Source organism: Tropicimonas sp. IMCC6043 (assembly GCF_004146235.1).
Classification (GTDB): Bacteria; Pseudomonadota; Alphaproteobacteria; order Rhodobacterales; family Rhodobacteraceae; genus Tropicimonas.
This window is the reverse complement of the sequence record NZ_SELO01000007.1, coordinates 51,577-77,147: the sequence shown is the minus strand read 5'-3', so window position 1 is coordinate 77,147 and position 25,571 is coordinate 51,577. Positions and strand designations below refer to the sequence as shown.

Sequence of the window (25,571 nt, the reverse complement as noted above, 5' to 3'; positions counted from 1 at the left end):
ACTTTTTTTTCAGCCCAATTGCCAAGGGCACCGCTATCGGCCGAAACGGAATGGAGACCGTCTAGCAGAAAACGAGAATGGCGAGCCCCACCTCGGGGATTGTCCAGAGCCGGGGCGCGCTCAGGGGCATCGATACATGTGCCCCGGGAAAAGAGGCGCGCCGTGGCATTCCCCAATCAGAAGTAGCCGGCCACGAGAGACTGCGCGATCAGGGTCCAGCCATTGGCGATCGCGAAGAACGCGAGCTTGAACGGCAGCGACACCAGGGCCGGCGGGACCATCATCATTCCCATCGACATCAGGATCGCCGCGACGACGAGGTCGATGATGAGGAAGGGCAGGAAGATCAGGAAACCGACCTGAAAGGCATTCGTCATCTCGCTAAGAAGGAAGGCCGGCACGAGGATGGATTTGGGAGGGGCGGCCAGATCGACTGCTGCACCCGCGGTCGACACCCGCAGATCAGCCATCGCCTCAAGCGTGTCGGGATCCACGCGCGCCATCATGAACACCTGGAAGGGCTCGAAGACCCGGGCAAGGGCCTCGCTGGCCCCGAGGTCTTCGTGCAGGAAAGGCTGCACCCCGTTGGTCCAGGCTTCGAGAAAGACCGGGTCCATCACGTAGTAGGTCAGCACCAGCGCCACCGAAATGATCAGCATGTTCGGCGGTGACTGCTGCAGGCCGATCGCCTGCCGGAGGATCGAGAATACCGTCACGATGAACGGGAAGCAGGTCGCCATGATCAGCAGCCCCGGCGCAAACCCGAGAAGCGCGACGATCACGAACAGCTCGATGCTCAGACCGGTCAGGGACACGTCGTCGCCCAGAGCGACCGAGAGATCCTGTGCCTGGGCAGCCTCGCCGAGCCCGGCAAGCAGAAGCGCCAGCAACACGATCCGCCACAACATCGGCGCCATTGCGGGCTATCTCGTCCCGTCGTCGGCGGGACCGGCGATCTCGGTGAGGCGCACGGCGAGCTGGCCGGCCTGGTCTCCTTCCTGCTCGATCAGGTCGCCACGCGCGATGAGCTTGTCGCCCACATAAAGCTCCACGGGATCCTCGACCTTCCGGTCGAGGATCAGGACCGCGTTGCGCTCCAGCTTGAGCAGATCCGCGATCTTCGGTCGCGCACGCCCGACCGACACGGTGACCTCGACCGGGACCATGGAAAACGGATGTCCACCCTCGTTCCGCGCATCACCCATGGCGTGCCTCCAGATTTTCAGGAGTTTCGAAGAATTCATCTACGGCCTCCGAAAGGCCCTGAAGAACGGCTTCGAGGTCGATTTTCTGTTCGGAGTGGCCGAGCCGCAGGAATGCCTGCCCCTCCCCGAGCGTCGGCTCCGCGACCACCTCGAGCGGCGGCGCGATCATTCCCTCGAGGAGGGTACGGACGCGAGCAGTATTGGCTGGACTGACCACGACTTCGAACGCGATGTCGGCCGCCGTGGCGCTGGCCTCGAGAGCCCTTTCCACGATCATCTGGCCGAGCGAATGCTCCATCGTCCTGGGCAGGATGCTCGAAACCATGCCTTTCAGAATACCTTCCATCTCGCCGAGAACGGCGTTTCGGGCCTCGTGGTAGGTAAAGGACATCTCCTGGAGGTGCCCTGCCAGTTCCACCGATATCCGGTTCTGATCTTCGGCATGTGCCCTTGCCGCATCGTCCCAGCCGTCCTTGTATCCGGCGTCGAAGGCCTGAAGCCGCTCATCCTCTGTCAACGCCTCGACGGGCTGGGCGGCCGGTGATGAAACCGGGTCTGCCGTGTCGAAGCTGTCCAAGTCCCAAAGTCGGCTCATTTCACGCTTTCCTTGTCGTCTTCCATCCAGCTTTTCAGGACCTCGACCGTTTCCTGCTGTCGATCCCGAATCAATTGCCGCAGCCGGTCGACCGGATCGTTGCTTTCCATGGGCTGCATCGGCAGGCCGCCGGCCATGTTCCCGCCGAAGCCGCCGATATCCGGCAGACCATTCTCATCGTCGCCGCTGTCGATCTCACCGGTCAGTGCCGCATCGGGCGCATCCGCAGCCCCCTCGACTGCACTGGCTTTGGAGATCTTGGGCGGTTGCGCAAGCTCGAGCATTTGCGGCGCGCTCCTGTTGGTCATGATCGGCCTGACGACGAACAGACCGAGGATAAGCGCCACGACCGCCAGAACGGCGATCTGCGCCAGCGACAGGAGATCAAGGCCATCCAGCATACCGCCCGCCGGGCCGCTTCCACTCGGCGAAACCGGCTGGAATTCCAGCGAGCGGATCGTGACCCGGTCGCCCCTTGCCTCGTCGAAACCGACCGCCGCCTCGATCAGCGAGCGGAGGTCTGCGAGTTCTTCCTCGGAGCGCGGCGCGACCGTCGCCCCGCCGGCATCGCCGGTTTGCGGGACCGCATTCACAAGGACCGCGACAGTGATCCGCTTGACTGCCCCTGGCACGCGCAGGATCTCACGTTGAGTCTCGGAAACCTCGAAATTGACGCGCTCGAGGGTTTCGCTGTCCTGTTCCGCCTGCTGGCCGCCGCCAGAGCCGGCGTCACCGTCGGGGAGGTTGCTCGCGACGGTGACACCACCGCCACGCGCATCCCTCGACGAGGAACTGCGCTCCTCCGTCTCGGTGCTTATGGCGACGCGCCCCTCGGGATCGAACCGCGTCTCGACGATCGACTCTCGCTCGGTGACCGCTTCCAGGCTCACCTCGACGATCGCGTTGCCGGGGCCAACGCGTGCCTCCAGAAGCCGTTCGACGTTGTGCTTGAGCGCCGCCTCCCGCTTGGCGGACTCGACGGACGGCGTCTCCTCGCCACCGAGGACCACCCCGCTCTCGCCATCGATCACCGAGACATTCTCGGGCCTCAGGCCAGGTACGGCGGAAGCGACGAGGTAGCGCAGAGCGCGCCCGTTGGCCTCCGACAGCGGCACCCCGGCCGGTGTGACCACCACCGAGGCCGTCGCGCCGGCATCGCGGCGAAACCCGCTCGCGGGCGGAGTCGAAATATGCACCCTCGCGGCGCGGACCTGCGGGCTCGATTGGATGGTCCGGGCAAGTTCCCCTTCCTTGGCGCGCCAGTAGGCCGCGTCGAACATCTGGGCGGTTGTTCCGAAGCCGGTCAGCGTATCGAGCAGTTCGTAGCCGGCCGCGCCGTTGGCCGGCAAACCCTGGCTGGCGAGGACCATGCGAAGCGCGTCCCGCCGCGACGCGTCGACATAAATCGACGTGCCCCGAACCTCGTAGGCGACCCCTTCCTGTTCGAGCGCAGCAACGACCTCGCCGGCCGCACGGGTCTCGAGCCCGGCATAGAGCAGGTCCATCCGCGTCGACGTGACGATCTGGGACAGGGCGAGCACCGTGGCGAACATCGCCAGAGTGGCGGCGATCACGATCGCCTTGCGGCGCGTGTTCAGCCCTGCCCAGACACCCAGTACGTTCTGCACGCGAGATCCTCCTTGCGCCGGCCTCTTCTGAGCCACGCCGCATGTTTGAGAGATCCTGTTTAAGATCCGCCTAATGCCGATGCCCGATCCGCTTGAAACATAGTCCAAATCCTTCGCTTGCAGTTCCAGCGGCCCTTCAGGGCTTGCCGCAGGGGCACCGCGGGGATTGTTATTCGCTCCGGACTTCGCTACGCAGTCGGCTTCCCGGAAAGCGGGACATGCAGCCCCCGGCCACCTGACCGGCCGACCTGATACCGATCAAGGACAACAGACCATGTCGCGACCCTATCTCCCCGGCATCCTCGCCATGGCCGTTATCGTGGTGGCCTCCAACATCCTTGTGCAGCATCTGCTCGGCCAATGGCTGACCTGGGGCGCGCTCACCTACCCGTTCGCCTTCCTCGTCACGGACCTGATGAACCGTCTCTACGGTCCGGGTCCGGCCCGTCGCGTGGTTTTGACCGGCTTCCTCGTCGGCATCCTCTGCTCGCTGATCGGCAGCCAGATCCAGGGCGAGTTCGGGCCGCTGGTGACGCTGCGAGTCGCCATCGGGTCGGGCACGGCCTTCCTGGCAGCCCAGTTGATGGATATCGCGGTCTTCGACCGGCTGCGGCAAGGACGTTGGTGGCGGGCGCCGCTCATGTCGACGTTGATCGGCTCGTCGCTCGACACGCTGATCTTCTTCTCCATCGCCTTCTCCGCAACCTTCAACGGATTGGAATCCGGAAATATTCCGGCCTGGGCGCAGGACAGCCTGCCGCTCCTCGGCATTGGTCCGCAAGCCCCGCTCTGGGCCTCCCTGGCGCTGGCTGACTGGATGGTAAAGCTGGGACTGGCGCTCATTGCACTGATCCCCTTCCGCATCATCGTCACGCGGCTTTCCGCCCAGCCCGCGAAAATTCATTGACAGGCAACACTTCTGTGTCACGCTGAGCTCAACCGAAATCAGCGAAAGGAGGTGATCCAGTGTCGAGAGTCATGCTGGAGAGAGGTGTCAGGAGTATCAGGGCGGCTCGCCTCTAGGCAGCCCAAAGGGCTTTGCCACCTGACGGACTTATGGGTCCACGAGACCTCACCTCCACGATAGCTCGGAGGGCCGTTCCCAGGAAGGGGACGGCCCTTTTCGTTTGCAGGACCGCTCCGGGCATCGTCTGGCCCAGAGAGGAGGCCGGCGCAGCACGCATTCGCCGCCGCATCCTTCCGAATCGCGATCGGGGCGGCCGTCGCGGCTTCGATCCCCTCGCGACACGGTCGGGGCTGGTTCCGCCGTCGGGATTTCGGTAGCAAGACCCCGAAGGTGGCCGAAGATGATACGGATCGACGACAATACAAGCATCGAGGAATGGGAGCTCACCGAGCAGTTCACCCGGGCATCGGGCCCCGGCGGGCAGAATGTGAACAAGGTCTCGACCGCCGTCGAGCTGCGGTTCGAGGCGGCGCGCAGCCCGAACCTCCCTGCTCCGGTGAAGGCCCGCCTGAAACGCCTGGCCGGGCGGCGCTGGACCGCTGAGGGCGCGATCCTGTTGCGCGTGGAGGAAACCCGGAGCCAGGCCCGAAACCGGGAGATCGCGCGTGAACGGCTTGCCGAGCTGATCCGAAGGGCCCTCGTTGCGCCACGACGCCGCGTCGCCACCCGACCGACGCTGGCCTCGAAACGCCGGCGGCTGGACGCCAAAACCCATCGCGGCGCGGTCAAATCGCTCCGCGGCCGCGTGACCGACGAGGAGTGACGAGCTCCCGCGCGGACGCGGCCGTTATACCATCACGTCGATCGGCGTCTTCTCTCCGACGGAGAAGACCCGCTTGTAGCGCTCGATCTCCGCGGCCGGCCCCATCGACTTGTTGGGATTGTCCGAGAGCTTGACGGTCGGTCGGCCACCGGCAGACACCGCTTTGCAGACCAGCGAGAAGGGACGCAGCGCATCGTTCGGCACCAGACCGCGGAAGTCGTTGGTCAGAAGCGTTCCCCAACCGAAACTGGCCCGGACACGCCCGTGGAAGCGGTCGTGCAATGCGAGGATGTCATCGACATCGAGCCCATCGGAGAAGATCACCAGTTTCTTGGTCGGATCCTCGCCGCGCGCCTTCCACCAGGCGATCGCCGCCTCGGCGCCGGCGACAGGGTCGCCGCTGTCGATCCGGATCCCGGTCCAGCCGGCAAGCCAGTCGGGCGCGCGGGCAAGGAACTCGTCGGTCCCATAGGTGTCCGGCAGGATGATGCGCAGGTTGCCTTCGTGCTCTTCCTGCCAATCCTCGAGAACGCGGTAGGGCGCGCGGGCGAGTTCCGCGTCATTCTCCGCCAGAGCGGCGTAGACCATCGGCAACTCGTGCGCATTAGTCCCGATCGCCTCGACCTCCCGGCGCATGGCGATCAGGCAGTTCGACGTGCCGATGAAGCTCTCTCCCAGCCCCTCTATGAGGGCCTGATTGCACCAGTCCTGCCAGAGGAAGGAGTGCCGCCGCCGCGTCCCGAAATCGGCGATTCGCAATTCGGGCACCTCGCGCAGCCGTTCGACCTTCTCCCAGAGCTTGGTCGTCGCCCGCGCATAGAGGACCTGAAGCTCGAACTTCTCCATCCGGTTGAGGACGGCGCGGCCGCGCAATTCCATCAGGATGGTGAGCGCGGGGATTTCCCAGAGCATCACCTCCGGCCATTTGCCCTCGAAGGTCAGTTCATACTGCCCGTCGCGCTTCTCCAGGTTGTAGTCGGGCAGGCGCATCTGCTCGAACCACTCCATGAAATCGGGTCGGAACATCTGGCGCTTGCCGTAAAAGGTGTTTCCGCGCAGCCATGTGCTCTCGCCGCGCGTCAGCGACAACGAGCGGACATAGTCGAGATGCTCGCGCAATTCGCCCTCGTCGATCTGTTCGGCGAGGCGGATCTGTTTCGTCCGGTTGATCAGCGAAAAGGTAACGTTGGCGTCCGGCTTGTTGCGGAACACCGATTGGCACATCAGCAGCTTGTAGAAGTCCGTGTCGATCATCGACCGAACGATCGGGTCGATCTTCCACTTGTGATTCCAAACGCGCGTGGCGATGTCCACCATCTGCCGACCCTTCCTTCTGCAGCGGCGCGCAGGCTAGCGGGGCTGGTTCCGGAAGAAAAGGGCAGGCGCTCATCCGGTGTGCAGATCCGTCGTCGGGGCTTCGAACCACATGTGTGCGGTGCCGGTCGGATCATTTCGTGGCTGGTTCGATCTCAACGGGCAGGGTCGCTTTTGGCCCTACGGAATCTCGACGAGCCCCCTGCCCCTCGATCAGACGCCGGTCAGGGTGACACCGGCTTCGCGCATCGCGTCCAGCGCCGCGGCGAGCGAGCCATCGAGGTCGATCGCCCGGCAGGCGGCGAGGTCGACAGTCACCTCGAACCCCAGCCGCCCGGCGTCGACGGCAGAGAAATGGACGCAGAAGTCGGTGGCGAGTCCGACCATGGTGAGTGCCGTGACGCCGCGCGTGCGCAGGTAGCCCTCGAGCCCGGTTGGCGTCGTCCGGTCGTTCTCGAAGAAGGCCGAGTAGCTGTCGATGGCGCGGCGGAACCCCTTGCGGAGAATGAGGTCTGCGGGGTCGGTCTCGAGGCCAGTGTGGAAATTCGCGCCGGGGCTGCCTTGCACGCAGTGGTCGGGCCAGAGGACCTGCGGCCCGTAGGGCATCTCGACCATCCCGAAGGGCGCTTTTCCGGGGTGTTCGGAGGCGAAGGAGGAATGGCCAGCGGGATGCCAGTCCTGAGTGAAGACACGCACCGTGTAATCGGGCAGCAGGGTGTTGATGACGGGCACGACCTCGTCGCCGCCGGGCACGGCGAGCGCCCCGCCGGGGCAGAAATCGTTCTGGACGTCGATGACGATCAGGGCTTTGGACATGGGCCACCTCCTGCGTTATGGCTAGGCAAGCCGGCGGGCGGGGTCAATGGAGCCATCGAAGGCGCGGGATCGGCCGAAAGTCCCTGGAGCGCGCCCCCGGACACTGGACGCAGGAAATCGAATCAACATTTCCATGAAAACCGGCGGCATCTGCGGTAGAATTCCCTAACGTCATCGCACCCCGGGCGAACGTGGTGCGAAGCTGGGGAGACCTGCAATGAGCGACTATTCCCGATGCCCGAACCCGAAATTGCGCGGCGAGCCGCAATCCATCGACAGCATGTGCTGGTTCGCCGGCTACACGATGCTGTTCCGATGGCGCGGCATGGAGGAGAAGAAGATCCGAGAGCATGTCTGGAACACGCTCGACGGTGCCGGGATCGACATGCAGGATGCCCGGAGTACCGGCCTCAAGCTCAAGGACAACAAGAAGGCGGGCATGGCGCTCGGCCTGAAGGTCCGGGGCTACGGACAGCCGGTGACCGTCCACAACCTCCGGGAACTCGTCCGCCACAGCCCGGTCTGGGCGACCGGACGGTGGTTTGAGAACACCAACCACGTCTATGTCATCGTCGGCGTTTCGGATGACTGGGTGGAATACTACGACCCCTGGTACGAGTACAACCCGAACGAGGCCATGGAAATTCGGAAATCCTCCACCGAATGGATCCTGAGCGGCGACAGCAAGACGAGAAACGGGCTGGCGCACACCTTCCAGTGGTTTCCGCTGCAATATTTCGGCCGCTAGGGCGTGAACCCAGAGGAGGCCCTGCTGGCTCTTGACCATCGGAGAAACATGATCGCGGAAGATCGGTTCGATCTTGCCGTCATGAACGTCCAGCCAGGAGTGCCTGAGCGTCATCATGCACTGCCGTCACGGTGCTGATCCAGGCCCGTGGCCTTCGATTCCAGCGGTCAGGCGCGCGCGACCACCACGTTCGCGACATGCGGAAATTCGATCCCCACGCCGTCGAAGCATTCGCCCAGCCCCGCGAGAAAATCGTCGAAACAGGCGTCCACCGCTTCCCGCGGCATCCCGGCAATCTTGTCTCCGGTATGCATTCCGCCCATTGCGCCGGCCGCGTATACCCGGCCATCGGGATGGCTGAGCGTTAGAGATACCCTGTCGACCTCGACATCTTCGAAGCCGGCGTCTTCGAACAGCGCGCGGATCTCCTCCGTGTCGGACAGGCTACAGATGGCCCGCACCGCGGCCCCGGCCGCCTCGTCCACGTGCCGTTCCAGCGCATCGGCCTGGGACCGGAGCAAGGGGTTCTCTTCCAACCCGGTCGTGACACAGAACGCCACGGATGCGCCACCGACGAGTACGCGCCGCAACTCTTTCAAAGCCTGCGCGCGATCCGGAAAGAATTGCAGCGCCTGCTGACAATAGGCCGTGTCGAACTGATCATCCGGAAACGGAAGTTTCGCGGCATCCGCCTCGATCCAATTCACCTCGACACTCGCGGCGCGGGTCTTCGCGCGCGCCACGTCGAGCATGCCGGCGGCCATGTCGACACCCGTCATGGCTGTGGGAGAGACGCCGGTCGCCAGGACCTCCCGCGTGGCAGCACCCGTCCCGCAGGCGAGGTCGAGAAACCGCATCCCGTCCCGCGGCGGCACTCTGCGGATGAGTTCCCTGGCCCAGGGTTGGAAGATTACCGGAACGAGGACGGAATCGTAGGTCTCTGCGAAATCCATGTTGGAGTTCCTTCTGTTCGGGCGTTCCACGACGTTGAAGATACCACAGGTCACGCGCCGACAGGACGTGCTCGTGATTTCGCGGTACATGCCGACGGGTTTCCCGCGGTATCGCGAAGGGCAGGAACGCGGGAAGGTCCGGTTCCTGCACCTTGCATGCTCCGGTGAGGCAGGGCCGGAGCAGTTGACGCGCGCCCCGGTGAAGCTGATCCACCATGCGGGAAAGACCAAGCGGCCCTGACCATGACGATTGAGGATTGTCGAACGCTTGCCCTGCCCCGTCCGGGCGGCGTAGGAAACGCGTCATGCTGACCGTCGCCGCGCTCTATCATTTCACCCGCTTCGAGGACCCCGACGCCTTGCGCCCACCATTGCGCGCGCTCTGCGACGCCGAGGGCGTGAAAGGCTCGCTGCTCCTCGCGCGCGAGGGGATCAACGGCACGATTGCAGGACCGGTGGCGGGGATCGCCCGGGTCATCGGCCATCTCCGGGCGCTTCCGGGATGCGCCGGGTTGCAATGGAAGGAGAGCACGGCCGAGAAAATGCCCTTCGGGCGGATGAAGGTGCGGCTCAAGCGCGAGATCGTCACGATGGGCCGGCCCGAGGTGGACCCGACCGCCGCCGTGGGGCGCTATGTCGAACCGGCCGAGTGGAACGCGCTAATCTCCGCGCCGGATGTAGCGGTCATCGACACGCGCAACGATTACGAGGTCGCCATCGGCACTTTCGAGGGCGCAGTCGATCCCGGCATCGGCAGTTTCCGCGACTTCCCGGCCTGGTGGGAGGCCAATCGCGACCGGTTCCACAACAAGCGCGTCGCTATGTTCTGCACTGGCGGCATCCGCTGCGAGAAATCCACGAACTACCTGCTGGGGCTTGGAGAGGCCGAGGTCTTCCATCTCAAGGGCGGAATCCTGAAATACCTCGAAGAGATGCCGGAGGCGGAGTCGCTCTGGCGTGGCGAATGCTTTGTTTTCGACCAGCGCGTGGCGCTCACACACGGCCTTGAACAGGGCAGCCACACGCTGTGCCACGCCTGCCGTCGGCCGGTTTCACCGGATGACAGGGCTGCGGCCGAATACGAGGAGGGCGTGTCCTGCCCGCACTGTATCGGAGAATTCTCGGAGGACGACCGTGCGCGGTTCCGCGAGCGTCAGAAGCAAGTGGAGCTCGCCACGACACGCGGCCTGCGCCATCTCGGCGCGAACTGAGTCGGTCCGCCGAAGCACGTTGCATCGGGACGCCTGACCCGGCCGCGGTTCGAACGCAACCTGCCCTTTGACGGAGGTTGTGGCCCGTTCATCGAGCATAGCCGGCAGTGCGGCGTCCCGGCGGTCGTGCCCTACCGCGCCAGCGCGTTGATCGTCGAGTTCAGCAGGCCCGGCGTGATCTGCGAGATCGTCCGGTTCCAGCGCGTGACCGGCTGTTCGGAGACAAAGATCACGTCATCGGGGCGCAGTTCGAACCGCGCCGCAAGGAGTAAGGACGCCGCGTTGAGGGCGTCGAGCTTCCAGGCGGTGATCGAGGCGAAGTCCCGCGGATCGGTCGCGCCGCGCAGCACGTAGATCTCGCGGATATTGCCGGTGATAGTCGGAATGCCGCCCTCGGCATAGACCGCGTCTGCCAGCGTCGCGCGCTGATCGAAGGGCAGCGGGAAGCGCCGTTGCTTGGTGACCTCGCCTGCCAGGTAGACATAGTCGCGGTCGACCGCGTCGAGGTCGATCCGGTCGAGGAAGTTGTCCCGCTGCTCCTCGAGCTCGGCCCGCCGCAGTACGATCTCCGTCTCGAGCTCGGCGACCGCGTCGCGGCGCACGGCGCGGCGGGTCTCCGTGAGCTGAATCTGCTCGCGGAAATAGGCCTGCGCGCGCTCGAGGTCATAATCGGTATCGACAAAGACGCTGTCGCCGTCGTTCAGGCGGATGCGTTGCAGGCTACGCCTCGAATAGAGTTCGCTGAGCGGGATCTGGTAGAGTTCCCCGTCGCGGTAGATACGCACCGTCGTGTAGGGGTAGTCCTGCTCGGCAACCGTCGGACCACCGACCTGCGACAGTGCCTCGTCGAGATAGATCGGGCGCAGGTCCACCGGCAGGACGGCCGGGGTGCGAACGGCGCCGCCGATCGAGACGCGCTGCGAGTTGAACCCCGAGACCTCGAGACTGAAGGCCGGCTCGATCTGGTTCTCGACCAGCGCCTGAAAGACCATCTCGTTGGCCTCGTCCACCGTCTCGCCGGCAAGCATGATACGGCCGACATCGGGGATCGAGATCGCGCCGTCGTCCTGAACCACGTATTCCTGGCGCCGGTTCTGGGCTGCCAGCAGGCCGGACAACTCCTCGACGGAACTGCCGCCGGCAGGCGTCGCCAGCACCAGCACGTCGCCGATGCCGATGCGATAGGGCCGGACGGGTTGCTCGGGCGGCACGCGCATGGTCAGCGCGGCCGGCCGCTCCTGGCGGTCGACAGCCGGGTCGGGCAAGGCGCCTGCGCTGCGCAATCCGCCGCCGCTGCCGGCGCTCTGCGAGAACACTGCCGGAAGCGTGTCCGGCCGGTAGGGCGAGCGGTTTGCGGCAATCACCGTCTCGGCGGTGATCGGCACCACGCGGACCTTTGCGCCGCTGGCAATGCCCTCGGTCACCTGCGGGCTGTTGTAGATCACATCGCATGCCGAAAGGCTCAGCAACAGGCCCAGGGCGAGCGAAAGCAGGTTGCGTGTTTTCATCGACGGACCCCTCCCGGATCGGCTGCCCTAGGGCAGAAAGTGGTTCAGGCGCAGATATCCGATCTTCGGACCAATCCATTGCCGGGATTGCACCATTCTGCCCGATCCGTCCAGCCAATAGGAATTGGTGAAGGATTGAGTGGCATTGCCGCAGGACTCGTCGGTCCGCGCAGTGGCAAGGCTCCGGTCGCCCATTTGAATCTTGTCGCGCGCGGCTGCGGAGATCTCGCAGCGGTAGCCGCGGATGATGACGTCCTCGTTTCCGTCGACATAGCGATGCACGCGCTCGGAGAGCGCCGGCCGGCGGAGCGACCGCCAGTCCGTCGGCACTGCCGCCTCCACCGAAAAGAGATCGGGAGAAAGCGCCTGCGTGCCGTTGAGGACGCCCTCTCGCAGCGTGATCGTGGTGCCGCCGGCGTTTCGCCAGATCTCGTAGGCCCCGCGACGTGAGACCAGCGCGAGCGGTTCGCGCGCGCCCCTTGTCTCGAACGTCGCGATCATCCGAGGCTCCTCCACGGCCGCGATCCCGCCGGTCGCCGCGGGCTCGGGACCGGCGATCGGAACCAGATCGCCGCAGCCGGCGAGGGCCGGCAGCAGCGCGAGGCACAGAAGGCGAAAGGTCGCTCTCATCGCCAATACCCCGCCCAACGCTGTCGCAGTTCGGGATCCTGGAAATCCTTGACGATCTCGTAGAGCCGGTTGCGGACGTCGAGCCGCGCGCCGCCGTCGCCCTGCACCGGGCGGAAGGCCGCGGCATAGCCGTCGCGGGAGGGGATGCCGGCGACCCAGGCGAAGGGAATCTCGAAGAAGATCCCCTTGTCGTAGGAGCCCTCGCCGAAATCCTCGTAGCTGACATCGGTCCGCGTGGCGAAGGCGCCGAACCGAACGCCATTGGCGAACTCTCGGCTGAGATAGAGGCTGGCGCCATAGTCGCCGGCGAGATAGCGGCCGACATCGACCTGGGCGGCATAGCCCTCGCCGAAATCGTAATAGGCGCCAACGTGGCCGGTGACGACGTCGTAGTCGCGGAAGCCGAAGCCGCCGTCGAAATCCCGCTGGCGGGCGTAGTTGAGCTCGGCGCCAAAGGCCAGCGGGCCCTCGGTCGGTTTCCACAGGAGCTCGGTCGAGACGCCGCCATACATCCGCTCGAGATATCCGACGGTCGCCCGGCCATAGAGGTTCGGCCCGGGGCGGAAGAAGTATTCCGCAGTCAGGTAGCTGAGATAGGAGCGGCCGTCCTTCTCGTAACGCGTGATGTCGGAGCGGACATGCGGCAGGTCGGACCCGGAGTCATGGTCCCAGTCATCCTGGCTGCCGGCGAGCGTCTGCCGGTAGACGCCGGAGAAGACGAGACCCGGGGCCGGCGTGTAGCTCGCGCCGAAATCGAGGCCGACATTGACCTGAAGCGGCGCGTCGGAGACGAAATAGGGCGGCGCGATGAAGGGCCGGACCGACCATTCGTGCTGCGGGTAGGCGCCGGCGGTGAACTCGGCAAAGGCAAGGTCGCCGGCATCGGCGATGTCGGCGCGGACATAAGACTGCCAGATCCGGTCCGGAGCGAATTCGAGCTCTTCGAGATCGGAACGCGCAATGGTGATCGTGGAGGTCGGCATGCCATACACCAGCGGTTGCAGTTCGAAGGTCTCGACCTCGGGCGGGAGCGTCGCGGCCATTACTCGGGCAGCGCGCCCGAGCGCCTGGGTCTGGGCGTCGAAGCGGGTGTTGGTATAGGCGACGCGGGCCACGCTCCCGCGGATCTCGAGCCCGTCGAACCGCATCCCCTGCCCCTCCAGGCCGCGCGCGACAGCATCTCGGATCGACGCCGGCGCGCTGGCCGGGATCTGCCGGTCCGGTAGGTTCCAGGCCGAGAGGTCGACCGCGCTTCCGGCGCGCGGTGCCACCGGCGGCGGTGCCGGCTCGCGTGCGCCCTTGAACGGCAGGTCCGTGGGGTTCGCGGTGAAGGTTGCGGAGATGCCGAAGCTTGAGCCGTAGAGCGAATAGAGGCCGATATCGATGCCGGGCCGCGGGCGGTAGGTGAGGCCGAAGTTGAAGGGCGACTCGCGCTCGAAGCCGGTGCGCGCGACTTCCTCCTCGTAGGCATCGGACGAATATTCGAGGATTGCCGACACGCTTTCGCTGACCTTCCATTCCAGCCCGCCGAACGGCGCGGCCGGGCCGCGGAACCACTGGTCGGAGGCGGGTTGCCTGCGCTGCTCGACATCGAGACCGGACCGGGTTTCGTAGCTGTCTCCCAGGAAGGAAAGCGGATTGTCGAAGCCGCCAAAGCTGCCCATCCGGCCCCAGCCGATACCGCCGGTGAGCTTGAGCCTTTCGCCGATCGCCTTAGTCGCCACGACATATTCCGAGCCAAGAACGCTGGTGCCGGCGATATCAGTGATGCCGACGGTGACCGACGGTCGCCAACGCGTCTCGGGCAAGAGCCGGAGTGCAAAACCGAACGCACGGTCATGAAGATCGCTCTCGCCGCCGCTGGAATCGCCCCAAAACCCCTCGGAATAGGAATACTGATGCGAGAGGTAGAGCCAGGGCGTGAACTGGAACCCGAGCGTCGCGCGCCAGCGCCCGTCCTGCATCGAGAGAGCCAGCGCCGCGTCGCCGTCCGGAAGCATCTCGCCACTTGGCATGTCGATCATTCCCGGCATGCCGTAGAAGGACAGATGCGGCCGCGCGACCCATTCCGCGGCGAGGTCCTCGGCCGAAAGCGGCGGCGCCCCGGCAAGGATCAGAGCGCCCACCATGGCGGCCGTCAGGCGATAGAACCGCCGGGCCTTTCGCGGGCCACCCCTGACCGTCGCGGTGGCAGAACCGCTCTCCAGCACTCTTCGTCCCGTCTTTCCAGGCCGGATTCGCGGCCCCCCAAGGCAAAATCCGTCCCTACATACCGCCTGGGACCCCGTTCCGCAATTTGCTTACGCCCCGGAACGGGCGCGCACGCGGCTCAGCGCTTGCCGTAGTATTTGGCGCTATAGCCATATCCGCCGTAATAGCGCCCGTAGCCGTATTGGCGCATCTTTCTCTGGCTTACATGGGTGAGCACGAGGCCCGTGACCTTCAGGTCGACAGTCTCAAACGCGGCGAGGCCTTGTTCGACCTGTCGCGCGGTGGTGGCGTTCCATTTCACGCAGAAGACGAGCGCATCGGCATGCCGGGCGATCGAGCGCGCGTCGGGAACCACGAGCACGGGTGGCGAATCGATGACGATATGGTCGTAATGCGCGCGCAGGTCCTTCATGACCGCCGCGAAATGCTTCGAGGCAAAGAGATCCGCGGCGCTGACCCGCGAGGATTCGCCGCCGAGAATGTCGAAATCCAGCCGGTCGTCGCGTATCACGGCATCCTCGAAGGCCACCTCGCCGGAGATCACCGAAACCAGCCCCTTCCGGCCCTTCGTCGCGACGTATTGCTCGAAGACATTGCGGCGGATATCGCCTTCCAACAGGAGAACCTTGCGATTCAGTGCCGAGAAATGGTGCGCCAGCATGATCGCCGTGGTGGTCTTGCCCTCCCCGGGCACCGCGGAGCAGGACACGATGACAGCCGGCGGGTTGTCCACATTCGAAAGCTCGATCGACGTGCGAAGGTTGCGCGCCGATTCCGCCGCCTGCGAGGTCGGCTGTTCGAGAAGGTAGCTGATCAGCTTGCCGCGGCGGCGTATCGGAATCAGCGGGATCTGTCCGAGAACGGTATGGCCGGTGGCACGCTCAAGGTCGGGCGAAGTGCGGAAGCCGCGGTTGCGAAGCTCCATCAGCACCACGAAGACCGATCCCAGCATGACCCCCATGAAGCCCGCCATCAGGATGATGCGCGACTTGCGCGGCGCGGAGGGGAGCAGCGGCGTGACGGCGTGTGAGATCACCCGCGCGTCCGCGGTCTGGATCCCCTGCTGGATCGAGGTCTCGCGCAGTCGCACCAGGAAACTCTCGTAGATCAGCCGGTCCGCCTCCGCCTCGCGCTGCAATTGCTCGAGCGTGACGAGGTCGCGCGACTGCTTCTCGACCTGCGCTGAGATCTCCGCGACGCTGCGTTCGAGCGAGGCGACTTGCGTCTCGAGACGCTCCACACTCAGTCGTTGGCCCTGGCGGAGCTGATCCAGCCGGCCCGCAAAACTGTCCTCGACCGCGCGCCCGGTCTCGATATCGCTGGCGATGCGGCTCAGCCGGGGATCGTCCGCGACGGCAAGGATGTCCGACCGCACGCCGCTGTCGATTGCCGCCTCGAGCCGCTCCTGGTCGCTTCGCGCACCGGCCAGCGTGGTTTGGGCGGTCTGCAACCGCTCGCGCATGTCCTTGAGTTGGCGGTTGAGCGCGTCAAGCGTCTCGGCATTGATCAGGTCGATCGAGGCGTTGAACTCCTTGGCCGCGGATTCGGAGGCCTCGAGATCCTTGCGCAACTCGGCGACGCGCTGCGAGAGCCATTCGGTGGCCTGCGCCGTTGCGTCGAATTTCACCTGCAACTGGTCCTCGATATAGAGATCGGCCAGCGTGTTGGCGAGCAGCACCGACTTCTCCGGCGAATAGGTCGTCGCGTAGACGTTGAAGACGTAGCTCCAGGAATCGTTGCTGACCTCGAACCGATTTAGCGTACGGGTCACCACCCGGTCGAACCGCTCCGCCTCGCTGAGTTCGACCTTCTCCTCCTCCTCGATCCGCAGCACCGCCATCATGGCCGACCGCAGAAACTTCCTCAGGTTAAAAGCGGGTTCGTCGGACGTGTCCACGGCCGGGTTGAACTCTGGATCGTTCATCAGGTCGAGCCGCTCGACGAGGCGCTCGCCGAGGGTGCGCGAGGTCATCACCTCGATCTCGGTATTGACCGTCTCGGTACTGGCCGAGAGGCCGGAGACGACGCTCTCGACGCTGGTGACGTTACGCTCCGCCCGGTTGTCGAGCGCGATCACCGCATGGGCGGTGTAAACCGGGGAGGTCATTCGGAAGGAATAGAAGCCGCCGGCCAGCACCATAACCGCAGCGAAGACCGCGATGATCCACTTGCCGCGCCAGAGCGTCTGGAACAGCCCGACAAGGTCCAACTCGTCATCACCGGCCCGATCCGTGGCGCGAAGTTGCGGCTCGGTCGGAATTCGCTGAACAGAGCTCACGATGCTCCCCCCGTCTTCAGACGCCGCCGAGGGCGGCCTCACTGCGCCCTCCGGGTCCGGCGAAGGCCGCGATCCTGCAGCACAGTCAGACGGCAAGGCGTTCCGACGGTGGTAGTCAGTTCGTCAGGACGCGGCAAGGTCGGAATACCTGGCCGGGCGGACCCCGTCGAACCGACCAACCGGCCTGCGGTACCTCCCGCGAACGCGGCCTGCGGCAGGAAACTCCACCGGATTTCCGGCAGGACGGATCAGCGGCTGCCGACTCCGGTTAGCATTACCTGAATCGTCCGCATCACAACGAAAAAGTCCAGCCGGGCGCTGCGCCGGCGTACGTAATAGCGGTCGTAACGTGCCTTTTTCCGGGTCGAATTCGCACAGGCAGCGTAGCCTTGGACGACCTGCGCGAGCCCGGTGATGCCGGGCTTGACCTCGAAGCGATCACGATAGCCATCGACGGTCCGGACATAGATCTGGGCCTGTTCGGTCGCGTCCGGCCGCGGGCCGATCACATTCATATCGCCGAGCAAGACATTGATAAAATTCGGCAATTCGTCGATGCGGAACTTGCGAAGCACCCTGCCGAGCCGAGTGATCCGGGTTTCGCTGGCCAGGATACTGGTGCTCGATCCCGCGGGCGCCACTGCCATGGTGCGGAACTTGTAGATGCGAAACACCCGCCCTCCCCGGCCGACGCGCTGCTGGACAAAGAACAGAGGCCCTGGATTGTAGCGCGGATTGAGGATCAGCAGCACGATCGTCGCCGCCAACAGGGTCGGCAGCGACAGCAAGGTGAAGACCCCGTTCACCGCCCCCACCCAGAGACAACGGGCCAGCCCCGATCCGCTCGGCACCGGTGAAACATCTGACAGGCCGAACGCCGCCGCGGCTGCGCCCGATACTGGCCTCGACGGGCTCAGTCTGTCTGCGATGTCGCTCATTCCAAACGTTCCACCGTCGAAATCTCTCCCGGATTCCTCACGACGCAGCATGGAAATGATTGCGGGATTCTTTCGCCCTAAACGACAGATCCGTTGCTGCCCGATACCGCCTCTCGCTCTGGCGCATTTTCGTGTCAAATTTTTGGATAAGTCAACCAAACGCCCGGTGGAACAATCGCGGAAGATCTGCCCTGCGGTCGAATTGCATCGGCGAGGTGGGCGGTCCGGTGGATCCGCCCTGCGGAGGCTATTTGGCACCCGCATTTTTGATAAATTTTACAATGATTTACGAAGGCGTCCGAAAGATCCGGAAAGACCACGCTCACTCCGTAAAGGACACCTCGCCCTCCGGTGACACCCGCGCGAGCGTCAACCGGCCCGTGGCGTAGGCCCCGGTGTCGATCGAGATGACGCCGTCGCGGGCGCGCGGTGCGTTGACGATTGTGTGGCCGTGCACGATCCACCGGCCGTCGGGGCGTGGCAGCGTGCCGAAATCCGGATGTCCCCAGACCATGGCGCGCCGGTCCTGCGCCTCCAGCGGCAGCAGCGGGTCGAGGCCGGCGTGAACGGCGGTGAGGGTTCCGCTGCTCCACAGCACCGGCAGGGTCTCCACCCAGGCGAAAAGGTCGAAGGAAAGCTTCGCCGGGACCGCCTCGGCGGCCTCGCGAAGCACTGCCTCGCTCGATGTCTCGGTGATGCCGCCGATGCCGAAGCTCGCCAGCGTCTGCAACCCGCCGAATCCGAGCCAGCTTCGGTTGGTGACCGGATCGCGCAGGAAATTGACGAACATCTCCTCGTGGTTGCCGCAAAGGCAGACCCAGTCGCCGGCGGCGCTGCGCGCATGGACCCGTTCGAGCACCTCGCGGCTCTGCGGGCCGCGATCCACGTAGTCCCCGAGAAGGACGCGCACCGCGCCGTCGGCAACCGGCGGTAGAGAATCGAGCAGGTCAGCACGGCCGTGGATGTCGCCCACCGCCTCTACCGGCAGGTCGGGCCGCGGTGCCTCGAACCCGGCCTGCGGTTGTCGCTTGCGAAAAAGTCGTGACAGCATCCGGTTGCTCCCGCTCTGGAGACGGCTTGTTGTAGCGTCCAGCCGCGCCCGGCACCAGTGCGGGCATGGACTCGCAAGGCGGCCTATGCTCTGAACGTCCGTCGAGGAGACAGGACAGGGCCGTGACTGCCGGGCAGAGCAAAATTGACGCTCAGATCGACGCCTTCCTGGCGTCCTTTCTCGCGGGCGCGCCGGTTCCGGCCGGGGCTCTTCGCTCCGAGGCGATCGTGGCGCGGGCCCGGTATCACGGCTTGCAGGGTCTTCTCGCCGAGAACCCGCATTTCGTCGAGGCTGCCCCCGTCGCGACTCGCGCCTTGTTCCGGGACGCGGCAGCGGATGCGATTTCAGATGTGCTCCGGCATGAGCTTCTCGGGGAAATCTGCTCTGCCTTTGCGGCAGCCGGGGTCGACATGGTGCTTCTCAAGGGCGCGGCACTGGCCTATCTCGTCTATGAGAAACCCGCTCTGCGGCCGCGTCTCGATACTGATATCATTGTCGCCCCGGAGCAAAAGGGCGCGGCGCGCGATGTGCTCGCGCAACTGGGATTCGCCGCGTCCCCGGTCCACGTCCCGCACTATCAGACGACATTCACACTCGAACGCAGCGGTATCCCATTTCCTGTAGATCTGCACTGGCGGGCGGCGAATTCGGACTTCCTCGCCCAGCTCTACACTTTCGAAACCCTGCGTGCCGGCGCACAACCCGTAACGCGGCTGCATCCACGGGCGGTCGCCCCCAGCGACGAGATGCTGCTTTCCTTCGCGATCACGCATCTGCTCTTCGATCGCGACTACCGCGCCGGAATGCGGTTCATCTGGCTCGTGGATCTGCGCGCCATCGCGGCGCGGATGGATCGCGCCGCCTGGGAGCGTTTCATCCTTTTGCAGGCCACTATCGGCGGCAGCGGCGCGGCGGCGTTGGCGCTTCGCGAGGCCGAGGCGAGGCTCGGGCGCTTCGTGCCGGAAACCGCGATTGAGCGCCTTGGCGCCGCGTCCGAGGGGCGGCTTTCGCGCTATCTCGCGGCCTCGGAGTTCGGCCGGATGCGGCGCGACCTGCTTTGCCGCAACCGGCGGCAGGCGCTGACCTATCTCGGCGGGGTGCTTTTCCCGCCGCGCGCGCGGCTGATGGAAATCTACGGGCCGGTGCCACGCTGGCAAGCGCCGCTGCTCTACCTGCACCGCGCGGCGACGGGAATCGTCAAGGCGAAGCGGCGGTCCGGCCGATGAGGCAGCTGCTCCTTGCCGCGCTCCGACCGAGGCTCTGGAAGATCCTGTTCGCGAGCCTTCTGGTGATCGCAGGCAGCCTGGTGACGCTGATCATCCCCTGGGCGCTCGGACAGATCGCCGGAGCGCTGGTTGACCGCGCCAGTGGAGTGCCGGTCGGCCTCCTGCTCGGATTGCTCCTGACCATCGCCGTGCAGAGCCTGCTTGCCCTAGCGAGTTCGGTGATCTCGCAGCGCGTCACCGCAGACGTGCTGGTCGACCTGAGGCGGGCGACTTTCAGCCATGTGCTCCGCCTGCCCTTGGCGTTCCACGAGAGCCATCCGCGCGGGAGCACGGTCGCGCTTCTGGGGCAGGACGTGGATTTCCTCGGCGAGTTCAGCGCCGGTTTCGTCACCCTGACCGCGCCGCGGCTGGTGACCCTGATCGGCGCGGCCGTGCTGATGATCCGGATCGATCCGCTTCTTGCTGCGCCAGTGCTGCTGACGCTGCCGGTGGCGATCGCGACCTTCCGGCTGCTGACCCGGCGGCTCCGGCCCTTAGGGCGCGACTACCGGGACCAGGAGGCACGGGTGATTTCGATCATCGACGAGAGCCTCGCCATGGTGCCGACGATGAAGCGCTTTGCCCGCGAACCGCAGGCAATCGAACGGTTCGAAAACGAGGTCGAGCGCGCGCGCGTGCTCTCGACCCGGCTTCACCTCGCCGCCGAGATCCTTCAGCCGGCGGTGCAGGTCCTGACAGGCATGGCGCTGCTTCTGGTCGTGGTGGTCCTGCAGAGCCGCCTCGACGCGCTCGCGCTGAGCACTGCGGAATGGACCAGCCTGCTGCTCTATGCCGGCATGATCGTGCGGCCGCTGGCGGGTCTGTCGCGCGCCTGGGGACAGCTCAACATCGCCCGTGGCGCGTTCCAGCGGTTGGCCGAAGCGATGCAGCTGGAGGCGGAGCCAGCGCCCGAACACAGCGCGTCGCGACGTGCGGAGACGCGCCGGGCGGGAGCTCTTCCAGTCGCGTTCGACGATGTCTGGTTCCGCTACGGGCCGGATCGCTGGGCGCTTGCGAGCATCGACCTGGTGATCGAGCCCGGCGAGCATGTCGGCCTGATCGGACCGAACGGCTCCGGCAAGAGCTCGGTGGTTCGGCTGCTCTCCGGGCTGCATATGCCGGAACGCGGCGAGGTGCGGGTCGGCGGGCGCGCCACATCGGCGCAGGATCTCGCAGCGCTGCGGCAGTCAGTTGCGGTTGTGCCGCAGGATGTTCAGCTCCTCGACGCAACGATCCGCGAAAACATTGCCTATGGCGCGCCGGGAGCGACCCAAGCGCAAGTCCGGCGGGCGGCGGAGGCAGCGCTGGCGGCCGGGTTCATCGACGCGCTGGACCGGGGCTATGACACGCTGGTGGGCGAGAACGGTATCTGGCTTTCGGGCGGGCAACGGCAACGCATCGCGCTGGCGCGGGCGCTGATCTGCAATCCCGGCTTGCTGATCCTGGACGAGGCGACGGCGATGTTCGACATCGACGGCGAGGCCGAATTCTTCGAACGCGCGCGTGAGGTCTTCACCGGCCGAACCGTGATCGTCGTCGCCCATACGCCGCAGGCGTTGGCCGCGGTGGACCGGATCGTCACGCTCGAGGGTGGGCGCGTCGTTTCCGACAGGCGGGCCCGACACGCCTGAAACAAGCCGCTGCCCGGCCTTCCAAATCCTTCATCCTGAGTGCGCAGGTCCGTCGCTCACCGCAACGCGCGTCGGTCTTCACGTAGTATCCGCCGCGGTTGAGTCCCACCAGGCAGACAAGGACATCCAATATGAGCTGGACCGCTTCCGTGAAGATCTTCCCCGAAAACGAACAGGATTTCCCCCACTACGCCAGCCCGGCGACGTTGCAGGTTGCGGCCGGCACAGGCGGCGTCGAGTTGCAGCACCGCGATCCGGCGGGCAACTGGGCAACCTTCGAAACGATCTCCGTCGCCGGCGTGCACAAGCTCGACGTGGCCAACATGCCGGCCATTCGCCTCGTCGCGACCGGCGACGCGCAATACCAGGTGACCTGGCAGATCGCCTGAGTCGCCCGGCCGCGCGAGCCAGGTGCCCGGTCGCCGCCGGAGACCGATCCGGTTTCGCGTTCCGGCCCGTCGGCACGCATCGACCAGACCAGACCGCCACCAAGAAAGAGGCAACCGCTTCATGAGCATCTTGCGTCCGATCCTGACCTCGTCGGTCCGCCCGGCGGCGCTGGCGTTTCCGGTCTCGGCCCCGACAGGGGAAGAGACGATTCTTTACCTGCTCGGCGCGGATGGCCAGCTAACATCGATCGACGCTGCGGCCCAGGCCGGAACGGTGCTGACGATCAGCGACCTCGGCGCAGCGCTCGCCCTCGAGACGACAGACGCTGCGGTTCTCGGCGAGACCACTTTCGCCGTCACACTCGAATTCGGAGACTGACATGACCCGCCAATTCACCCTGGTGAAGGACGAAGCCTTCACCGCGCTGAGCACCCGGCTTCCCGACGACTTGCCGACGCTCCTCGCTTCGACCGAGAGCTTCGCCACCGGCGACCGGATCCGCACGCTGGCCGAAGGCTTCGGCTACGAGGTCGTCGACAACGGCGAGGACCTGACGACGGCCGGCGGCGCCCGGCTGACGGTGCTTCCCGACAGCACGGGCACCTTTCCGGTCGACGCCTTCGGCACCGGTACAGCGGCACTGACCCATGCAATGGCCAGACCGAGCGTCACGCTGAGCGGCGCGGTCCCGGTCGTCGCCCCTGTCGTCGCGACGGACATCTTGGCGAAACTGACCGGCGCGGGCTGGCACCGCTACTCGGATGAACAGGCGAAAGCACCCGCCGGCGCATTGGTCGAAGCGACCGACGGCAGCGTCGTCGATCTGCTGACGATCCGCTCGACCGACCCCGGGTCGGGCGTAGCGACGGCCTTCCAGGGCCTCGCGCTCTCTGATTTCGGCCTGATCCACAGAGGAGCCGGCACGGGCCTCACAATCGACAACGCGACGCGAACGGAGATCCGCAATGTTCTGGTCGACTGCATGGACAGCGGCGCGACCGGCATCCGCCTCGCCAACGGATCCTTTTTCGCGCGGATCGAGGGTGTGGTGGTTCTGGCCTTCCAGGACACCGGACTTCTGATCGAAGGCATCGGCTCGCAGCATGTATTGCGGGATTGCCACGTTGCCTCGGGCGACTCGGCGGCGAACGCAACCGTGGGCGTCGAGCTCCGCGGCATCTTCGACTTCCATATCGACGGCGGGCAATACAACGTCCACCGCGGCGACGGGACCGGAATCGGTATCCTCGTCAACAACACCACGGCCGCCGGTATCGAAGGCGGGCTGATCGAAAACTGCCTCACCGAGGATGACACGGCGGTCAAGATCACCGGCGACACCTATCCGATGGCCGGCATCACGATCCGGAATCACCGGGTGATCCTGAGCCGCAGCGCGACGGCCTTTATCTTCGACCGGGCGTCGCAATGCCGCCTGATCGAACCCAGGGTAGACCATCCGACGGCCGGCGGGGTCCTGGCTCAGTTCACAGCCAATGCGGCCTATTGCACGATCGAGGGCAATCTGAGCGCCATGCAGGCGCCGCTCGACATCGATCCGGCGGCGGTCGGCATCGTGAAACGCTGCACGCAGCCGCTCAGCTACATCCAGCGCGACCTGATCACCACGGACCCGAATCTCACGGTGATCTGCGACCATGTCGAGTTCGTTGGCCGCTGCGTCCATAACGGGACCGCCTGGAACACGAGCTGGGTCTATCTCCTGGATGACACAGCCGCCACGTTCGACCTGCCGAATGCAGGCGGGATCGTCGAGATCATCCCGCGCAGCGAGGCCCGATACCGCCACGGCGCACTGTCCTATTCGACAAGCGGGAGCGCACCGCGAGCCGATGTCGGAAGCCAGTTTGAACGCCGGGACGCAGTGCTGACAGGCATCACCGGCACGGATGGCAAGATCTCGGCGGGGATCTCGGGCGGCAAGCTCCACGTCGAGAACCGCTCGGGCACGGCTGACAGCTTCATCATCCGGTTCCACGGCCGCGACGTGTTCTGACGCCGACGGCGCGCCGCCGTGCCAGTCGCGAGTGGCGCCGGACGCATGGCGGATCTGCGGAAAAGTTGACCGGCCGGGGTTTCGCCCGGCCGGTCGAAGCGTAGACTCCCACGCGAGGCCGGCCCGATGCCGGCACAGGGGAGTCGCATATGGCACGCACACGTATTCTGGGAGATCTGCTCTCATCGCTCTACGGTCGCTGGCCGCTTGGCGGTGGCGACAGGCGCTCGATGGCGGACCTTTGCACGGCACTGCTGTCGAGCGGCGGCGAGGTCTCGGGTCTGCGCCTCTCGGCCGCCATTCTCGGCCGATACCAGGGGATGGACGACGAACAGAAGCTCGCCTTCTTCACCTTTCTCAATGACAGCCTCGATATCGACGCGGCCCGGGTCGCGGGCCTCGCTCAGGCCTATTCCGAGACGCCCTCGACAGAAAACTTCGCCGCTCTCGTCGAGGCCGCCGAGCCGCGCCGCCAGGAACTTTTCCGGCGCCTGCACGAAGCCCCCCGCGCTACCGAGGCGCTGGTTGCGGCCCGGGTGGACCTGCTTGGCATGCTCCGGGAACACCCGGAACTGAAACGCACCGACATGGACCTCGTCCACCTGCTGCGCAGCTGGTTCAATCGCGGATTCCTGAGGATCGAGCAGATCGACTGGCACACGTCGGCAACGCTGCTGGAGAAGGTCGTGGCCTATGAGGCGGTGCACGAGATCCACGACTGGGACGATCTGCGCCGCCGCCTCCACCCGCGCGACCGCCGCTGCTTCGCCTTTTTCCACCCGGCCATGCCGGGCGAGCCGCTGATCTTCGTCGAGGTGGCGCTCACCAAGGGCGTACCGCGATCGATCCAGGGGCTGCTCGCCGAGGACCGCGAGGAACTCCCCGCAGAGGAAGCCAACACGGCGGTCTTCTATTCGATCTCCAACTGCCAGAAGGGCCTCAGGGGCATTTCCTTCGGCAACTTCCTGATCAAGCAGGTCGTCACCGGTCTGAGCCAGGAGCTGCCAGGCCTAAGCACCTTCGTCACACTTTCGCCGATCCCGGGGCTTAACGACTGGCTGAAGACCCTGGACGGCGACGCGAGGGCGGCACGGATGCTTGCGGGCGAGGCGACGCCGGCGGAAGCCGAGTCGCTCGCCGCGCGCTACCTGCTCGAGGCACGTCGCCCGGACGGGTTCCCGCGCGATCCGGTGGCCCGCTTCCATCTCGGCAACGGAGCCATCGTTCAGGACGTCCATGCCGGCGCCGACACCAGTGCCAACGGCATGGCTCAGTCGAGCGGGATGATGGTCAATTACCTCTATGACCTCGCGCAGACCGAACGGAACCACGAGGCCTTCACCGGCGAGAAGAAGATCTCCGCGAGCCGGACAGTGCGCGGCAAGATGCGGTCGGAGCGCGGCAACCCGACCTCCGCTCAGGAGCCGCAGGAGGTCTGACCCGCACGCCGCA

The 25,571-nt window shown here is 65.6% G+C and carries 23 protein-coding genes; 10 read left to right on the top strand and 13 right to left on the bottom strand.

Going from position 1 to position 25,571, the window contains the following annotated elements; all coding sequences use genetic code 11:
* Positions 1 to 176 precede the first annotated feature (176 nt).
* Genes fliP through fliF form a run of 4 tightly spaced genes read right to left on the bottom strand, consistent with a single transcriptional unit; the run spans position 177 to position 3,428 of the window.
* Positions 177 to 917: a flagellar type III secretion system pore protein FliP gene (gene fliP / locus EU800_RS09545; protein WP_371685609.1), complete on the bottom strand. Its 741-nt coding sequence runs from the start codon at positions 915 to 917 to the stop codon at positions 177 to 179.
* Between the two features lie 6 nt (positions 918 to 923).
* Positions 924 to 1,205: a FliM/FliN family flagellar motor switch protein gene (locus EU800_RS09540; protein ID WP_129630999.1), complete on the bottom strand. Its 282-nt coding sequence runs from the start codon at positions 1,203 to 1,205 to the stop codon at positions 924 to 926.
* Positions 1,198 to 1,800 carry an ABC transporter ATP-binding protein gene (locus EU800_RS09535; protein ID WP_129630996.1) on the bottom strand — a complete coding sequence of 201 codons (603 nt, stop codon included), beginning with the start codon at positions 1,798 to 1,800 and terminating at the stop codon, positions 1,198 to 1,200. The genes EU800_RS09540 and EU800_RS09535 overlap by 8 nt, the downstream gene beginning before the upstream one ends.
* Positions 1,797 to 3,428 (bottom strand): flagellar basal-body MS-ring/collar protein FliF, encoded by a 1,632-nt coding sequence (gene fliF / locus EU800_RS09530; protein WP_129630993.1) that lies wholly within the window; start codon positions 3,426 to 3,428, stop codon positions 1,797 to 1,799. The genes EU800_RS09535 and fliF overlap by 4 nt, the downstream gene beginning before the upstream one ends.
* Positions 3,429 to 3,702: 274 nt before the next feature.
* On the opposite strand from fliF, the gene EU800_RS09525 reads away from it, so the two are divergent.
* Entirely contained in the window at positions 3,703 to 4,335 is a 633-nt protein-coding gene (locus EU800_RS09525) for a queuosine precursor transporter (RefSeq protein WP_129630990.1), read from the top strand.
* A 400-nt stretch (positions 4,336 to 4,735) separates the two neighbouring features.
* Positions 4,736 to 5,158: an alternative ribosome rescue aminoacyl-tRNA hydrolase ArfB gene (gene arfB / locus EU800_RS09520; RefSeq protein WP_129630987.1), complete on the top strand. Its 423-nt coding sequence runs from the start codon at positions 4,736 to 4,738 to the stop codon at positions 5,156 to 5,158.
* A gap of 24 nt (positions 5,159 to 5,182) precedes the next feature.
* On the opposite strand, the gene pncB is transcribed toward arfB, so the two are convergent.
* Entirely contained in the window at positions 5,183 to 6,475 is a 1,293-nt protein-coding gene (pncB, locus tag EU800_RS09515; protein WP_129630984.1) for a nicotinate phosphoribosyltransferase, read from the bottom strand.
* A gap of 210 nt (positions 6,476 to 6,685) precedes the next feature.
* Positions 6,686 to 7,288 (bottom strand): bifunctional nicotinamidase/pyrazinamidase, encoded by a 603-nt coding sequence (gene pncA / locus EU800_RS09510; protein ID WP_129630981.1) that lies wholly within the window; start codon positions 7,286 to 7,288, stop codon positions 6,686 to 6,688.
* A 217-nt stretch (positions 7,289 to 7,505) separates the two neighbouring features.
* Between pncA and EU800_RS09505 the strand changes: the two genes are divergently transcribed.
* Positions 7,506 to 8,036: a papain-like cysteine protease family protein gene (locus EU800_RS09505; RefSeq protein WP_129630978.1), complete on the top strand. Its 531-nt coding sequence runs from the start codon at positions 7,506 to 7,508 to the stop codon at positions 8,034 to 8,036.
* A gap of 167 nt (positions 8,037 to 8,203) precedes the next feature.
* Here EU800_RS09505 and EU800_RS09500 read toward each other — a convergent pair whose 3' ends face one another.
* Positions 8,204 to 8,989: a class I SAM-dependent methyltransferase gene (locus tag EU800_RS09500; RefSeq protein WP_165354607.1), complete on the bottom strand. Its 786-nt coding sequence runs from the start codon at positions 8,987 to 8,989 to the stop codon at positions 8,204 to 8,206.
* 305 nt (positions 8,990 to 9,294) lie between these two features.
* Between EU800_RS09500 and EU800_RS09495 the strand changes: the two genes are divergently transcribed.
* The gene (locus EU800_RS09495; protein ID WP_129630972.1) at positions 9,295 to 10,200 is read left to right on the top strand and encodes a rhodanese-related sulfurtransferase; all 906 of its coding nucleotides are present in this window, start codon (positions 9,295 to 9,297) and stop codon (positions 10,198 to 10,200) included.
* Between the two features lie 131 nt (positions 10,201 to 10,331).
* On the opposite strand, the gene EU800_RS09490 is transcribed toward EU800_RS09495, so the two are convergent.
* From EU800_RS09490 to EU800_RS09465, 6 genes are all read right to left on the bottom strand, one after another.
* Positions 10,332 to 11,708, bottom strand: a complete 1,377-nt coding sequence (locus tag EU800_RS09490) for a polysaccharide biosynthesis/export family protein (RefSeq protein ID WP_207209877.1) — start codon at positions 11,706 to 11,708, stop codon at positions 10,332 to 10,334.
* 27 nt (positions 11,709 to 11,735) lie between these two features.
* On the bottom strand, positions 11,736 to 12,338 hold the full coding sequence (locus EU800_RS09485) for a YjbF family lipoprotein (protein WP_129630969.1): 603 nt from the start codon (positions 12,336 to 12,338) through the stop codon (positions 11,736 to 11,738).
* Entirely contained in the window at positions 12,335 to 14,548 is a 2,214-nt protein-coding gene (locus tag EU800_RS09480; protein ID WP_129630966.1) for a YjbH domain-containing protein, read from the bottom strand. Before EU800_RS09480 ends, EU800_RS09485 begins: the two co-directional genes overlap by 4 nt.
* A 119-nt stretch (positions 14,549 to 14,667) precedes the next feature.
* Complete coding sequence (locus tag EU800_RS09475; RefSeq protein WP_165354606.1) at positions 14,668 to 16,827, bottom strand: Wzz/FepE/Etk N-terminal domain-containing protein; 2,160 nt, start codon at positions 16,825 to 16,827, stop codon at positions 14,668 to 14,670.
* Positions 16,828 to 17,075: 248 nt separating this feature from the next.
* On the bottom strand, positions 17,076 to 17,765 hold the full coding sequence (locus tag EU800_RS09470) for a sugar transferase (protein WP_165354605.1): 690 nt from the start codon (positions 17,763 to 17,765) through the stop codon (positions 17,076 to 17,078).
* A gap of 322 nt (positions 17,766 to 18,087) precedes the next feature.
* Positions 18,088 to 18,816 carry a metallophosphoesterase gene (locus EU800_RS09465; protein ID WP_129630957.1) on the bottom strand — a complete coding sequence of 243 codons (729 nt, stop codon included), beginning with the start codon at positions 18,814 to 18,816 and terminating at the stop codon, positions 18,088 to 18,090.
* A gap of 122 nt (positions 18,817 to 18,938) precedes the next feature.
* Between EU800_RS09465 and EU800_RS09460 the strand changes: the two genes are divergently transcribed.
* From EU800_RS09460 to EU800_RS09435, 6 genes are all read left to right on the top strand, one after another.
* On the top strand, positions 18,939 to 20,042 hold the full coding sequence (locus EU800_RS09460) for a nucleotidyltransferase family protein (RefSeq protein WP_165354604.1): 1,104 nt from the start codon (positions 18,939 to 18,941) through the stop codon (positions 20,040 to 20,042).
* The gene (locus EU800_RS09455) at positions 20,039 to 21,712 is read left to right on the top strand and encodes an ABC transporter ATP-binding protein (protein WP_129630951.1); all 1,674 of its coding nucleotides are present in this window, start codon (positions 20,039 to 20,041) and stop codon (positions 21,710 to 21,712) included. Before EU800_RS09460 ends, EU800_RS09455 begins: the two co-directional genes overlap by 4 nt.
* A gap of 131 nt (positions 21,713 to 21,843) precedes the next feature.
* A complete protein-coding gene (locus tag EU800_RS09450; protein WP_129630948.1) occupies positions 21,844 to 22,101 on the top strand; it encodes a hypothetical protein in 258 nt (85 codons plus the stop codon).
* Between the two features lie 121 nt (positions 22,102 to 22,222).
* Positions 22,223 to 22,480, top strand: coding sequence for a hypothetical protein (locus EU800_RS09445; RefSeq protein WP_129630945.1), 258 nt, complete (start codon positions 22,223 to 22,225; stop codon positions 22,478 to 22,480).
* 1 nt (position 22,481) lies between these two features.
* A complete protein-coding gene (locus EU800_RS09440; RefSeq protein ID WP_129630941.1) occupies positions 22,482 to 24,119 on the top strand; it encodes a hypothetical protein in 1,638 nt (545 codons plus the stop codon).
* 149 nt (positions 24,120 to 24,268) lie between these two features.
* Complete coding sequence (locus tag EU800_RS09435) at positions 24,269 to 25,558, top strand: malonyl-CoA decarboxylase domain-containing protein (protein WP_129630938.1); 1,290 nt, start codon at positions 24,269 to 24,271, stop codon at positions 25,556 to 25,558.
* Positions 25,559 to 25,571: the final 13 nt, after the last annotated feature.